Annotated in this window: 11 protein-coding genes and 1 pseudogene; 9 read left to right on the top strand and 3 right to left on the bottom strand. The window is 63.9% G+C overall.

The window, feature by feature from the left end:
- Positions 1 to 118 precede the first annotated feature (118 nt).
- Positions 119 to 1,126, top strand: coding sequence for a FecR family protein (locus tag INQ47_RS01390; RefSeq protein WP_404700864.1), 1,008 nt, complete (start codon positions 119 to 121; stop codon positions 1,124 to 1,126).
- 13 nt (positions 1,127 to 1,139) lie between these two features.
- On the opposite strand, the gene INQ47_RS01385 is transcribed toward INQ47_RS01390, so the two are convergent.
- Positions 1,140 to 2,459, bottom strand: a complete 1,320-nt coding sequence (locus INQ47_RS01385; protein WP_252459174.1) for a Na+/H+ antiporter family protein — start codon at positions 2,457 to 2,459, stop codon at positions 1,140 to 1,142.
- 248 nt (positions 2,460 to 2,707) lie between these two features.
- On the opposite strand from INQ47_RS01385, the gene INQ47_RS01380 reads away from it, so the two are divergent.
- From INQ47_RS01380 to INQ47_RS01350, 7 genes are all read left to right on the top strand, one after another.
- On the top strand, positions 2,708 to 4,852 hold the full coding sequence (locus INQ47_RS01380; protein ID WP_401101220.1) for a methyl-accepting chemotaxis protein: 2,145 nt from the start codon (positions 2,708 to 2,710) through the stop codon (positions 4,850 to 4,852).
- A 94-nt stretch (positions 4,853 to 4,946) separates the two neighbouring features.
- A complete protein-coding gene (locus INQ47_RS01375; RefSeq protein ID WP_404700863.1) occupies positions 4,947 to 5,963 on the top strand; it encodes an ABC transporter substrate-binding protein in 1,017 nt (338 codons plus the stop codon).
- Positions 5,960 to 6,808: a proline/glycine betaine ABC transporter permease gene (locus tag INQ47_RS01370; RefSeq protein ID WP_252459177.1), complete on the top strand. Its 849-nt coding sequence runs from the start codon at positions 5,960 to 5,962 to the stop codon at positions 6,806 to 6,808. Before INQ47_RS01375 ends, INQ47_RS01370 begins: the two co-directional genes overlap by 4 nt.
- Before the next feature lie 93 nt (positions 6,809 to 6,901).
- Positions 6,902 to 7,765: a LysR family transcriptional regulator gene (locus INQ47_RS01365; protein ID WP_252459178.1), complete on the top strand. Its 864-nt coding sequence runs from the start codon at positions 6,902 to 6,904 to the stop codon at positions 7,763 to 7,765.
- 135 nt (positions 7,766 to 7,900) lie between these two features.
- The gene (locus INQ47_RS01360; protein ID WP_404700862.1) at positions 7,901 to 8,818 is read left to right on the top strand and encodes an AEC family transporter; all 918 of its coding nucleotides are present in this window, start codon (positions 7,901 to 7,903) and stop codon (positions 8,816 to 8,818) included.
- A gap of 34 nt (positions 8,819 to 8,852) precedes the next feature.
- On the top strand, positions 8,853 to 9,464 hold the full coding sequence (locus INQ47_RS01355) for a cell wall hydrolase (RefSeq protein WP_404700861.1): 612 nt from the start codon (positions 8,853 to 8,855) through the stop codon (positions 9,462 to 9,464).
- 206 nt (positions 9,465 to 9,670) lie between these two features.
- Complete coding sequence (locus INQ47_RS01350; protein ID WP_404700860.1) at positions 9,671 to 10,522, top strand: CAP domain-containing protein; 852 nt, start codon at positions 9,671 to 9,673, stop codon at positions 10,520 to 10,522.
- On the opposite strand, the pseudogene INQ47_RS01345 reads toward INQ47_RS01350, so the two are convergent.
- Positions 10,489 to 11,501: pseudogene (locus INQ47_RS01345) on the bottom strand (GlxA family transcriptional regulator). The gene INQ47_RS01350 and the pseudogene INQ47_RS01345 sit on opposite strands and share 34 nt — an antisense overlap.
- Positions 11,502 to 11,605: 104 nt before the next feature.
- On the opposite strand from INQ47_RS01345, the gene INQ47_RS01340 reads away from it, so the two are divergent.
- Positions 11,606 to 12,217, top strand: a complete 612-nt coding sequence (locus INQ47_RS01340) for a LysE family translocator (RefSeq protein ID WP_404700859.1) — start codon at positions 11,606 to 11,608, stop codon at positions 12,215 to 12,217.
- Positions 12,218 to 12,265: 48 nt separating this feature from the next.
- On the opposite strand, the gene INQ47_RS01335 is transcribed toward INQ47_RS01340, so the two are convergent.
- Positions 12,266 to 13,465, bottom strand: a complete 1,200-nt coding sequence (locus tag INQ47_RS01335) for an MFS transporter (RefSeq protein ID WP_404700858.1) — start codon at positions 13,463 to 13,465, stop codon at positions 12,266 to 12,268.
- Positions 13,466 to 13,547: the final 82 nt, after the last annotated feature.

Below are 13,547 nucleotides of genomic sequence, written 5' to 3'. Positions count from 1 at the left end.
ACGCTGAAAAACCATGGCTAATCCGACGAAAAACCGGCACAACTGATAGTCATTCGCCATTACATTGGTTCTCGGGAGCCCTCCCGCAAGGGTAGAATGCGCAAAACCCGGAGCCGCAATGAACCACGACCGCCTCAATCCCAACCCAGACGATGCCATCACCGACGCCGCAGCGCATTGGTGCATGCGCCTTCACGCCGAAGATTGCACGCAGGCCGAGCATGAAGAATTCGCTGACTGGTTGGCGGCCGACCCGCGGCATGCCGAAGAGTACCAGGCGATGCTGGAGATCTGGCAAACCGCCGACCTGCTGCCGCGCAGCGCCACCGTCATCGACTTCAACCCACCCGCCAAACACGCCGCCCGCCCTCGCAACTGGCGGCCACTGGCGTCTGCTGCAGCCATCGCCCTGGCAGTGCTGCCGCTGGCCGGCTGGATGGGGTGGGAACAGGGCTGGTTGCCCAACCACTACCAGCACTTTGAAGCCAGTGACCGCATGCAGACCGTGGAGCTCAGCGACGGCAGCACGGTACAGCTCAACCTCCACACCGAGCTCACCTTCCTCAACTACAAGGACCAGCGCCAGGTCACGCTCAAGCGCGGCGAGGCGTTCTTCAAGGTGCGACACGACAGCAGCCACCCGTTCATCGTGCGTGCCGGCAGTGGCCAGACCCGGGTCACCGGCACCCAGTTCAACGTGTGGAAGTACCAAGACCAGGTGAAGGTCACCCTGGTGGAAGGTTCAGTACTGGTGTCCAGTGAGGGCAGTGCCGGTGGCTACCGCCTTGGCCCTGGCATGCAGGCCAGCTACCACAAGGGCGACTTCGAGCCGCAGTTGGAGCAAAGCGACGACTATGGCAACAGCCTGGCATGGCGCAGCGGCAAGCTGGTGCTCGACAACCTGAGCCTGGAACAGGCGCTGCCGGTGATCAACCGCTACCTCGACGCTCCGCTGCTGCTGGCCGATGCCAGCACCGGCCGTATCCGCATCAGCGGCATCTACAACACCCGTGAAGTGGGGCGCCTGGTCAACAACCTGCCCAAAGTCCTACCGGTCTACCTGACCCGCAGCAAGGACGGCAGCACCGTGCTCAATCGCATCTCACCGCCGCCCGACAAGGGCTGACGCCCTCCCCGCCTTACAAGGTCATCGCTGCCAACCAGCCGAACGCCATCAACGGCAAGTTGTAATGGATGAAGGTCGGCACCACGGTGTCCCAGATGTGGTGATGCTGGCCATCCACGTTCAGGCCCGAGGTCGGGCCCAGGGTCGAGTCAGAGGCCGGCGAACCCGCATCGCCCAATGCACCGGCAGTACCGATGATGCACACCGTGGCCAACGGGTCGAAGCCCAGTTGCACGCACAGTGGCACGAAGATCGCGGCCAGGATCGGCACGGTGGAGAACGACGAGCCGATCCCCATCGTCACCAAAAGGCCTACCAACAGCATCAGCAAGGCACCGATGCCCTTGCTGTGGTCGATCCACTGCGCTGAGGTTTCCACCAGGCTCATCACCTCACCGGTGGCCTTCATCACCTCGGCAAAGCCGGACGCGGTAATCATGATGAAGCCGATCATGGCCATCATCTTCATGCCTTCGGTGAACAGGTCGTCGGTATCTTTCCACTTGACGATGCCCGACAGCGAGAAGATCAGGAAACCGACCATGGCGCCGATGATCATCGAGTCCAGCAACAGCTGAACGATGAAGGCTGAAGCGATCGCCAGCCCGGCCACCAGCAAGGTCAGCGGGTTGTACTGCACGCTCACCTGCTCCACCTGCTGGATGCGCGTCAGGTCGTAGTCACGCTTCTTGCGGTAGCTGATGAACACCGCCACCAGAAGGCCGACGAGCATGCCGGCTGCCGGGATGGCCATGGCGTGGGTGACGTTGACGCCGCTCACATCGACACCTGCGCGGGCAACGTTGGCCAGCAGGATCTCGTTGAGGAAGATATTGCCGAAGCCTGCCGGCAGAAACATGTACGGGGTGATCAGGCCAAAGGTGATTACACAGGCGATCAGCCGGCGGTCGATGCGCAGGCGCGTCAACACGTACAACAGCGGCGGCACCAGCAGCGGGATGAAGGCAATGTGGATGGGCAGGATGTTCTGGGACGACACGGCCACCACCAGCATCAGGCCGATCATCAGCCATTTGAGCTTGCCGCCATTGGCGTCGCCCCGCCGATCGATCATGGCCAGGGCGCGGTCGGCCAGCGCATGAGCCAGGCCAGACTTGGCGATTGCCACGGCAAAGGCACCCAGCAGTGCATAGGACAAAGCCACCGTGGCACCACCACCTAGGCCACCGTTGAAGGCCTTGAGCGTGCCTTCGATACCCAGGCCGCCCACCAGCCCACCGACCAGGGCGCCGATGATCAGGGCGATGACCACGTGCACGCGGGACAGGCTGAGTATCAGCATGATGCCGACCGCGGCGATCACTGCATTCATGGTTGGCTTACCTCATTACGACAGAAAAAAGCGCGAACTCTGAAGCAGTAGGCGGCAGATGTCAAAAGCGCCTTGATGCGGCGCGTTAACGGGCGGTCGAATTTAAATTGAATGTTTGAATAAAGAAAAAACGGCATGGGCCGATACCGTGAGAGGCAGCGAGGTGCCTGGCTGGAGAGCTTTGGCACCTCCCGGCCCCACCGCAGATGAAGCCATAACCCTTACTGCCAAAAAAGGGATCCGCCCCCATGCCTTTGCGACAACTCTCCATCCAGTGGAAGATCACCCTGCTCGCCGGTCTCTGTCTGGCCGCTATCGTCACCTTGCTCGTCGGCCTGTCGCTGTACCGCATGGATCACAGTTCGGACCTGGTCAAGGCCAGCAGCATGCAGATGCTGACCGAGGCGGCGCAGTCACGTATCGAATCACAAGGTGAAGTGCAAGCGCTGAACATTCGCCGCCAGTTCATGGATGCCTACCAGTACGGCGCCGGCTTCGCCCGCCAGGTGCTGTTCCTGCGCGAGCAGGCCGAAAAGCGCTTTCTCGATGCCTTCGACCTGCGTGAGGACATGACCCGCCAGGTGCGCGCCGCACTGCAAGCCAACCCCGACCTGCTCGGCCTGTCACTGGTGTTCGAGCCCAATGCCCTGGACGACAAGGACAGCCTGTTTGCCGGCAAGGCAGAATTGGGCAGCAACGAAACCGGGCGCTTTGCCCTGTACTGGTCGCAGCCACGCGCAGGCCAGCTGACCTCGATGGCCCTGCCCGAACATGACATGGCCAACACCGAGATCGGCCCCAGCGGCCAGCCGGCCAACACCTGGTGGGTGTGCCCTCGCACATCCGGCAAGGTGTGTGTGGTGGAGCCCTACTTCTACGACATCGACGGCCAGCAGGTGCTGATGACCAGCATCGTGTTCCCGCTGGCGGTCAACGGCAAGATCATTGCCACCCTGTCCATCGACATCAACCTCAACAGCCTGCAGGCACTGAGCCAGGAGGCCAGCCGCAGCCTCTACGAAGGCCGCACCACGGTCGGCATTCTCACCCCGGTCGGCCTGCTGGCAGGCTACAGCGCCGATGCCAGCAAGCTGGCCCAGCGCTTCGACCAGGTAGACCCGACCAAAGGCGCCGAGCTGGTGCGCAAGCTGGCCGATGGCAAACTGACCATCCTCCACGACCGTCAGCGCTTGAAGGTGCTGGCGGCATTCCGGCCAATCCCGGATGCCCAACCCTGGGGCGTGTTGCTGGATGTGCCGGAAAACGCCCTGACCGGGCCGGCCGAAACCCTGAAGCAGGAACTGGACGCGCTCAACACCAGTGGCACCCTGCTGGAACTGAGCCTGGGCCTGGCCGCAGCCATTGCCGGCCTGCTGCTGGTGTGGCTGATGGCCCGCGGCGTTACCCGGCCGATCCTTGGCGTGGCCGCCATGCTCAAGGACATTGCCAGCGGCGAAGGCGACCTGACCCGTCGCCTGACCTACCAGAAGCAAGACGAACTGGGCGAACTGGCCGGCTGGTTCAACCGCTTCCTCGACAAGTTGCAGCCAACCATCGCCGAGGTCAAAAGCTCGGTGCAGGCCGCCCGAGGCACGGCCGACCAGTCCTCGGCGATTGCCACTGAAACCAGCGCCGGCATGGAACAGCAGTACCGCCAGGTCGACCAGGTGGCCACCGCCTCGCATGAAATGAGCGCCACCGCCCAGGACGTTGCCCGCAGCGCCGCCCAGGCTGCACAGGCTGCACGCGATGCCGACCAGGCCACCCGCGAGGGCTTGGCGGTAATCGACCGCACCACCAGCAGCATCGGTGCCTTGGCCGCCAACATGAGCGACACCATGGCCGAAATAGAAGGCCTGGCGCAGAACAGCGAGAAGATCGGCTCGGTACTGGAAGTGATCCGCTCGATCGCCGAACAGACCAACCTGCTGGCGCTCAACGCTGCCATCGAAGCTGCCCGCGCCGGTGAGGCCGGCCGTGGATTTGCCGTGGTCGCCGATGAGGTGCGCAACCTGGCCCAGCGCACTCAGGAGTCGGTAGAAGAAACCCGTCAGGTCATCGAAGCACTGCAGAACGGCACCCGCGAAGTGGTCGGCGCCATGGACCACAGCCACCGCCAGGCCCAAGGTGGCGTGGAGCAGGTCGGCCAAGCCGTCACGGCATTGCAGCGCATTGGCCAGGCGGTGACGGTGATCACCGACATGAACCTGCAGATTGCCTCTGCCGCCGAGGAGCAAAGCGCGGTAGCCGAGGAAATCAACAGCAACGTGGCGACCATTCGTGATGTCACTGAATCACTGTCTGGCCAGGCCAACGAGTCGGCGCGGGTCAGCCAATCGCTGAACAGCCTGGCCAACCAGCAGCAAGCGCTGATGGACCAGTTCCGCGTCTGAAGCAAACGGGGCCACGCCAGTGGCCCTGAAACCGACAAAACCTCGTCGTCTACACTTGCCCCCACCGCCAAGGGGTGCGAACGACGAGGTTTACATGAAGCGAATTCCAGCGCTGCTGGCCGGGCTGCTGTTGACGGTGGGCCTGGCCAGCACGGACAGCGCCGCATCGGCAGAACAGCCTGCACCTATCCATTTTGGTGCCATCGGCTGGGAAAGCGGCGCCCTCACTACCGAGATCTTGCGGCTGATCGTGGAGCGCGGCTACGGCTACCGTACCGACACCCTGCCTGGCAGCACGGTCAGCATGGAGGTGGCCCTGGCGCGCAATGACCTGCAAGTGATCGCCGAGGAATGGGCCGGGCGCAGCCCTGCCTGGGTCAAGGCCGAACAGGCCGGCCAGGTGTTCGCACTGGGCGATACGGTCAAAAATGCAGAGGAAGGTTGGTGGGTACCGGCCTATGTGATCGAGGGCGATGCCACACGCAACCTGAAGCCCGTGGCGCCGGAGCTGCACAGTGTCGAGGACCTCAAGCGTTACCCGCAGGTTTTTTCTGACCCCGAATCGCCCGGTAAAGGGCGCTTTCTCAACAGCCCGAGCGGCTGGACGTCTGAAACCGTCAACAGCCAGAAGCTCAAGGCCTATGGCCTGGATGGCCTCTACAGCAACTTCCGCAGTGGCTCCGGCGCCGCGATGGACGCCGAGATCGGTTCGGCAATCCGCCGTGGCAAACCCGTGCTGTTCTACTACTGGAATCCGACCCCGCTGATGGGGCGCTACAAGCTCATCCGGCTGGAAGAGCCACCGTTCGATGCCCAGGCCTGGGCCACCCTCACCGACCCCGCCAATCCCAACCCGAAGGGCAGCCGCTCGCTGCCGGCAAAGTTGTCGATTGGCGTGTCCAAAGCCTTCCGCGAAAACTACCCAGACCTGGTCAGCGTGTTCGAACAGGTCAACCTGCCCATCGATCGCCTGAACAAGGCCCTGGCTGTCATGAGCGAAAAACGCACGCCCCCGCGCAAAGCCGCCCTCACCTTCCTGCGCGATAACCGCGAGGTGTGGAAAGCCTGGCTGCCGGCGGACATCGCCGCCAAGGTCGAGGCCAGCCTGTGAGCAGCGGTTTCCCGCAAACCCTGCAGTTTTCCTTTGCCGACAGCGTCAACCGCCTGGTCGACTGGTTGGTATTGAACTACGGCGACCATCTGCGCGGTTTTTCTGACCAGTTGCTGCAACTGCTGGTCGGCCTGGAGAACCTGCTGCGTCTGTTGCCTTGGTGGCTGTTGCTGCTGCTGGTGGGGCTGCTGGCCTGGCACGCCAGCCGCAGCCTGCTGCGCAGCGCCGTGCTGGTCGCGCTGCTGGCCCTGATCGGTATGCTCGGGCTGTGGGACAAACTGCTGCAGACCCTGGCCCTGGTGCTGGTCAGTACCGGCCTGTGCGTACTGGTGGGGGTACCGCTGGGCATCCTGCTGGCCGCCCGCCCGCTGGCCAGACGGCTGCTGTTGCCAGTACTCGATGTGATGCAGACGCTACCTGCGTTCGTTTACCTGATCCCGGTGCTGATGCTGTTTGGCCTGGGCAAGGTGCCTGCCGTGTTCGCCACGCTGATCTACGCCCTGCCGCCGCTGGTGCGGTTGACCGAACTGGGCTTGAGCCAGATCGACCCCTCGTTGTTACAGGCGGCACACGGCCTTGGCGCCAGCCGTTGGCAGCGGTTGCGGCGCATCGCCCTGCCCCTGGCGCTGCCAAGTATCATGGCCGGGCTCAACCAGTCGGTGATGATGGCCTTGTCGATGGTAGTCGTGGCGTCGATGATCGGCGCCCGTGGGTTGGGCGAGGATGTGCTGGCGGGGATCCAGACCTTGAATGTTGGCCAAGGGGTGGAGGCCGGGCTGGCAATTGTCGCCCTGGCGATGGTGATCGACCGGATCAGCCAGGCCTATGGGCGTAGCAATCGCTGAGCCCTGCGGCCAAGGCCTGGGAGCAGCCTTGTGCTGCGAGAGGGCCGGGCCTGACAATACGCCTCTGTCAGCTGAGAACCGGACCTCAACCGCATGTCCCTGAAAGCCCTGCGCACCTTGGTGACCATCGCCCGCCACGGCACCTTTGCCCGCGCTGCCGACCTGCTAAGCCTCACCCCCTCGGCGGTCAGCCTGCACATCAAAACCCTCGAAGACGAACTGAAGGTGGCCTTGTTCGACCGTAGCCGCAGGCAGGTGGTGCTGACCGAAGCCGGCCAGTTGGCGGTGGCCCGCGCCGAGAGCCTTCTGGCTGCCTATGACGAACTGGCCGATGCCCTGGCCAGCGGCCCAAGCCTGCGCGGCCGCTTGCGCCTGGGGGCGATCCACACGGTGCTGGCGCGGCGTTTGCCCAAGGCGCTGGTGTGGATCAAGGCTCACCACCCGCAGCTACACATCAGCGTGGCCTCGGGCATGTCGGCGGAGCTGGCGCGGCGCGTGGAAGACGGTGAACTCGATGCAGCGATCACTACCGAGCCGGTCAGCCCTTACCCCCAAAACCTGGACTTCACGCCGCTGTTCGAGGACCGTTTCTGGGCCATTGCCAGCCCTGAGCTGGCCGGGTATAGCGTGCCGCAGTTGCTGGCCAGCCAGCCTTTCCTGCGCTTCGACAAGCGTGCCTGGGCTGGCCGGCAGATCGAGCAGGAGCTACGCCGCCAGCATGTGCAGGTGAGCGAACTGATGGAACTGGACAGCCAGGAAGCCCTGGCGCGCATGGCGGTGATGGGCCTGGGCGTGGCGGTCATCCCCATGGCAGATGACGACCTGCAACGCTTGCCACCCGCCACCTGCCTGCCGTTTGGCGAGCCGCAGCTGACCCGGCGGGTAGTGTTGCTGGAGCATGAAAAAAGCCAGCGGCGGCATTTGAGCGCGGTGTTGAAGACTGCCCTGGAAGCCTGAAGCCGGGCTGCTCCAGGGCGAGACGAGCACCCACCAACATGCATTTTTCCTCAACGGTCACTGAAGAAAACAACGTTTTTCCAGATTGATCCGCACCCGTAGTCTATGCCCGTACCCGACCACGGAATGCTGACCATGCTGCACTTGCTGCTGACCACCCTGCTACCCATCATCCTGCTGATTGCCCTGGGTACCTTCCTGCGACTTCGCGGTTTTCTTGCCGAGAGCTTCTGGCCTGGCGCCGAGCGCCTGAGCTACTACGTACTGCTGCCGTCGCTGTTCCTTCATGGGCTGGCCACCGCCAACCTCGATGGCATACCGGTGCTGGGCATGGCCGGCGCACTGATGCTCTCGACCCTGGCAGGTGCCGTGTTGCTGGTGCTGTATCAGGGCACGGCAAATCATGATGGTGCCGATTTCACCTCGGTGTTTCAGGGCGGTATCCGCTTCAACAACTACATCGGCGCCACCCTGGCTGCGGGCATCTACGGCAGCGCCGGTATTGCTCTGGCGGCGGTGGCCAACGCGGCCATCGTGCCCTTGGTCAACCTGCTCTGCGTGCTGGTGTTTGCCCGCTTCAGCGCCCGTCACAGTTCCCCTGCCACAGTGCTTCGGGCGATCTTCGCCAACCCGTTGATCGTCGGCTGCGCTGGCGGGCTGATGCTACGGGTCTCGGGGCTGGGCTTGCCAGCCGGTATCGACGCCACGGTCAAGGCCTTGGGCCACGCCGCCCTGCCTCTGGGTTTGCTGTGTGTCGGCGCAGCACTGGGTGGCGCCAGCCTCGGCCAGCAGGTACGGCCGCTGATGGCAGCATCGGCGTTCAAGTTCCTGGTCATGCCACTGACCACCTGGGGCCTTTGCCGGCTGCTCGGCCTGAGTGGCCAGGCTGCGGTGGTGGCGGTGTTGTTCCAGGCGCTGCCCACCGCTTCGTCATCTTATGTCATGGCCCGGCAAATGGGCGGCAATGCGCCACTGATGGCCACCATCATCGCTCTGCAGACCGTGGCTGCCGCCGCCACCCTGCCTTTGGTGTTAATGCTTACGCTTGGCTAGACTGAAATTCTGCCCACCGCCTGGTAGTTCACCCATGCGCCTTTACTGCATGCTGATCGGCTTGACCTCGGCCCTGCTCACAGGCCCCCTGTTTGCCGCTGACCCGGCCAAAGCCGCCGTTGCCGAGGACAAGGCCGAAGTGCTTGAAGAAAAAGTCGTTGAAGATGCGCCTCCCCCCAAAAAAGCGGAGAAACTGACCCCCGGCGAAGCTCAGGCAGTGGACCCGGCTGGCAAGGCGCCGCTGGATGACAGCATCACCTGCCTGGCTCGTACCCTCTACTGGGAAGCCAAAGGCGCCGACGCCAAAGACATGACCGCAGTGGCCAGTGTGGTGCTCAACCGCCTGGGCCACGATGGCTTTCCCGATACCATCTGCGGGGTTGTCAAACAGGGTGTGGAGACCAAGGCCTGTCAGTTCTCCTGGTGGTGTGACGGGCGCCCGGACCAGGTCGAGGAGCCGCAACGCTACGATGTTGCCAAAGAGATCGCACGCAAGGCACTGAACCAGCAGTTGAAAGACCCCACCGGTGGCGCATTGTACTTCCACGACCGCACGGTGCACCCCGACTGGGCCAAGGCTTATCGCAAGACCGCGCAGACGGCCCACTTCCTGTTCTACAAGCCGAACCAGGCGTTGGCCCATTGACGCGTAAACGGCTGACAACGCCGGCCAGATACGAATGACTGGCAACTGACCGCACTTTTCCACCGGCCAGGGGTCTACCCCCTCTTTTGCCGCCAGTAACGATTGCCGGCGTTTTCATTGCCTTGCACGACCTCGGGCCAAAAGCCGCGGGCTTGTGTAGGATGAGCAGCGCATACCACGACGCTGCCAGTCAAAGGGAGATCCACATGCGCGTCCTGACATCCGTTGTCGTCTTGTCGCTGGGCCTGGTCGTTTCGACCGGGGCGCTGGCAGCCACCGGCGAAGAGGCGCAGCTGATCGATTCGATCAATGTCTACCGCAGCAAGGCCCAGCCCTGCGGTGGCGGGGCGTCGCTGGAACTGCCGCCGCTCAACAGCGACACACGCCTGGCGCTGTCGCCAGAGGGCACCCGCGACCTGCAACAGGCCATGACCCGCGCCGCCTACCCCATGGTCAGCGTCCAGGCCATCAGCCTGTCGGGGCCACGCGATGCACGCGCCGCCATGCATGCCATTGAGGAAAGCTTCTGCCAGGTGGTGCTCGACCCGCAATTCGTCGATATCGGCGTCAGCCAGGAGGGCCGCGACTGGCGCATCGTGCTGGCACGGCCGCTGCTCAGCGGCCGCCTGGGCGACTGGCAGGCCGAGGGGCAGAAGGTGCTGCAGGAGGTCAACGCCGCGCGCAGGGTGCCACGGCAATGCGGCGGCCAGCCGTTTGCCGCCGCCCCGGCACTTAGCTGGAGTACAGTGCTGGCCGGGGTCGCCGCCAACCACACACGGGCCATGGCCAACCAGAACTTCTTCGACCACATCGACAAAGATGGCCGCACACCCGGTGACCGGGCGGAACTGGCCGGGTACCTGTACCAGCAGATCGGCGAAAATATCACTGCCGGGCGTGACACCGCGCAAAAGGTCGTCAACGGCTGGCTGGACAGCCCGGGGCACTGCGCCACGCTGATGAATCCGGCCTTCCGGGAACTGGGCGCTGCGTATGCGGTAGACCCCAAGAGTGATGCCGGGATCTACTGGACAGGCGTGTTCGGGACGCCGCAGTAGGTCAGGTGAAGGGGCAATTGCCTGCACGCAACTGCAAGGCCGTACAACCAAACCGACGCCGCACACACTTGCCAAGGTAGCTGGCATCCCCCAGGCCCACCTCATCGGCAATCTGCGCCAGGCTGTGGCTGGAGTTGAGTAAACGCCAGCGCGCCTGCTGCAAGCGCATCTCCAGCCACCAGGCCTTGGCGCTCATGCCGTGGCTGGCCTGGAACTGCCGGTCCAGTTGACGCCGGCTGATGCCCAGTTCCGCCGCCAGTTGCTCCACGGCCAACGGGGTGCCCAGGTGATGACGCATCAGTGCTTGCGCCCGCTGCACCTGGCGCCCCTGACCGACACCCAGCTCCAGCGAGCGCAAGGCGTGACGGCTGTCGCGGGTCTCGTCCACCAGCATGTCAGCCAGCCCTTTGAGCGCACGGGTTCGCCCGCAAGCACGTGACAGTAGGGCAACGGCCAGGTCGATGGCGGCAGTGCCACCGGCGCAGGTGATGCGGTTGCCATCGATGCAGTACAACTGCTCGCGCAGCAGCTGCAACTGCGGAAAAGCAGCACGAAACTCGGCTTCGTGACGCCAGTGCACCACCACCTTGTGCCCCTGCAGCAGGCCGCAGGCCGCCAGCAGGAAGGCGCCATTGTCGACCCCCACCAGCTTGACACCCGCCTTGGCGGCCTGCCTGAGCAAAGCCTGGTAACGTGGCGCCAGCGCTGCGGTGGCCATGGCACTGCGGCCGCCAAACACCACCAGGTAGTCGAAACAGTTCAGCTCGAGCTGATCAGCAATAGCCTCGACCTGCAGTACCGCGCCACTGCTCGACGGTATCGGCTCAAGGCTGAGCCCCGCCACCGTCCAACTGCAATAGCGTTGCTGGCTGTAGTCCTCGTCGTCGGCGCTGAAGCGCAATTTGTCGAGAAAGGCGCCAAACGGCAGCAAGGCAAAATCCGGTAACGGCATGATCAGCAAACGGATGTCGGGCGGCATGAAACCACGTCCAGAAAAGACCCTTGTATGACCAGATAATACTCTTCCAGCTTGAGCGTTGCGCCATAGACTGGCGCCCTCTCTCGAACAAGGTATTTTTCAACATGGCACTGGACACCTGGCTCATCTACCTGCTGGCCAGCATCGGTCTGTCGCTGACCCCAGGGCCCAACAGCCTGTTGGCGTTGACCCATGGCGCGCTATATGGCGCACGACGAACGCTGTTCACCATCGTGGGCGGGGTATTGGGTTTCAGCGCCCTCATCGCCTTGGCCATGTTCGGCCTCAGCGCACTGCTCCAAACCTCGGCGTCGGTGCTGGGCGTACTGAAGTGGGTGGGTGGGGCTTATTTGATCTGGCTGGGCATTCAACTGTGGCGCAGCCCAGGCCTGCAACTGGAACTGACCGAGCAAAGCGCGCGGCGCGGCAATGCCGGGCTGTTTCGCCAGGGCCTGCTTTCGGCCATGGCCAACCCCAAGGTGTTGCTGTTCTATGGTGCCTTCCTGCCGCAGTTCATCGACCCACAGCGAGGGCTGGTGCTGCAGTTCGCTGTGATGGCCGCGACCTTTGCCAGCGTCGAGTTCCTGGTCGAGTATTTGCTGGCACGCCTGGCGTTTCGCATTCGGCCTTGGCTGGCCAAGGGAGGTAAAGGTTTCAATCGCTGCTGCGGCAGCCTGTTTGCCTTGATTGGCCTGGCGCTGCCGCTTGGCCGATAGCGGGCCCGCGAACACGGGCAAAGCCCGTGCCCTCCATCGCGTTCCGGTTCAACCCCGGCGTGCTTTGAGTAGAAACACAACCAGCGCCACACCCGGCAACCCCGCCCCCACCAGTGCCACGCCATGCCAGCCAAACTGGCCGAACAGCGCACTGGCCACCGCCGACCCCAGCGCCCCGCCGAGGAAGATACTGGTCATGTACACCGCATTCAGCCGCCCGCGGCTGGCAGGGTCCAGTGCGTACACTTCGCGCTGGCCGATGACCATGTTCATCTGCACCGCAAAGTCCAGCAACACGCCGGTAAGGCCCAGGCCAATCACGCTGTAACCCGGCACTGTCAGCCCCAGCAACAAGGCCGCTGGCGCCAGCAACAGCGCCAGCAGCGAGCCGGCGCGGGCATGCCCGGCATCGGCCAGGCGGCCGGCCATGGGCGCAGCAACGGCACCCACCGCGCCGACAAGGGCGAACACAGCGATCTGGCTTTGTGACAGGCCATGCTCACCGGCAAGCGCCATCGGCACCGCCGTCCAGTAAAGGCTGAACGCTGCAAACATCAGTGCCTGGTAAAACGAACGCTGGCGCAACAGCGGATAACGACGCAGCAGTGTGAGCAGCGACAGCATCAACCCGGCATAGCTGGCTTTGTGCTCGGGACGCCGCTGCGGCAAGGTCAACACCAGCAACAGGATGATCGCCAGCATTACCCCTGCGGCGCCGATGAACACCGCACGCCAGCCGAAGTGGTCGGCCACCAGGCTCGACAGCGGTCGCGCCAGCAGGATGCCCAGCAGCAAGCCGCCCATGATGTTACCGACCACACGACCACGCTGCTGCTCCGGCGCCAGATGCGCTGCCAGCGGGATGAGCATCTGCACCGACACCGAACTGAAGCCGATCAGCAGTGCGTAACCCAGGAACAGCTGGCCCTGGCCGCTGCTGCTGGTGCCCGCCAGCAGCAGGCTGACGCACGCCAGGACCGCGGTGGCCACCATCAGGCGGCGGTTTTCCAGCAGGTCGGCCAGCGGTACCAGCAACAACAGGCCCAGGGCATATCCCAGCTGAGTGAGAGAAACGATCAGGCTGGCATGCTCGGTGGACAGCCCCAGGTCCGGGGCGATCAGCCCGACGATGGGCTGGGCGTAGTAGATGTTGGCGACGATCGCGCCGCAGCAGAACGCCAGCAGCACTACCAGAGCCCGGCTCAGGCTGGCGGCTGCCGGTTGCGCTGTCGCAAGGGAGGGGTTCATGCGAAGTTCCTCGACAAGGGATGGGGAGATGCTGGCCACCTTACCCATGCACGCCATCGCCGAGAATCCGGCGGTGGCGCAA

Origin of the sequence: Pseudomonas sp. 3HC3, assembly GCF_044904505.1 — a bacterium.
GTDB classification, from domain to species: Bacteria; Pseudomonadota; Gammaproteobacteria; order Pseudomonadales; family Pseudomonadaceae; genus Aquipseudomonas; species Aquipseudomonas putida_Y.
Note: the sequence above shows the minus strand (reverse complement) of the source record. Positions and strands in the feature narration are given on the sequence as shown.

What these genes read in the sequence shown, in the direction of transcription:
- INQ47_RS01355 (WP_404700861.1), top strand. Translation starts at nt 8,853, where the DNA reads ATGCGCCTTTACTGCATGCTGATCGGCTTGACCTCGGCCCTGCTCACA.
- INQ47_RS01375 (WP_404700863.1), top strand. Translation starts at nt 4,947, where the DNA reads ATGAAGCGAATTCCAGCGCTGCTGGCCGGGCTGCTGTTGACGGTGGGC.
- INQ47_RS01360 (WP_404700862.1), top strand. Translation starts at nt 7,901, where the DNA reads ATGCTGCACTTGCTGCTGACCACCCTGCTACCCATCATCCTGCTGATT.
- INQ47_RS01380 (WP_401101220.1), top strand. Translation starts at nt 2,708, where the DNA reads ATGCCTTTGCGACAACTCTCCATCCAGTGGAAGATCACCCTGCTCGCC.
- INQ47_RS01385 (WP_252459174.1), bottom strand. Translation starts at nt 2,459, where the DNA reads ATGAATGCAGTGATCGCCGCGGTCGGCATCATGCTGATACTCAGCCTG.
- INQ47_RS01350 (WP_404700860.1), top strand. Translation starts at nt 9,671, where the DNA reads ATGCGCGTCCTGACATCCGTTGTCGTCTTGTCGCTGGGCCTGGTCGTT.
- INQ47_RS01340 (WP_404700859.1), top strand. Translation starts at nt 11,606, where the DNA reads ATGGCACTGGACACCTGGCTCATCTACCTGCTGGCCAGCATCGGTCTG.
- INQ47_RS01365 (WP_252459178.1), top strand. Translation starts at nt 6,902, where the DNA reads ATGTCCCTGAAAGCCCTGCGCACCTTGGTGACCATCGCCCGCCACGGC.
- INQ47_RS01335 (WP_404700858.1), bottom strand. Translation starts at nt 13,465, where the DNA reads ATGAACCCCTCCCTTGCGACAGCGCAACCGGCAGCCGCCAGCCTGAGC.
- INQ47_RS01390 (WP_404700864.1), top strand. Translation starts at nt 119, where the DNA reads ATGAACCACGACCGCCTCAATCCCAACCCAGACGATGCCATCACCGAC.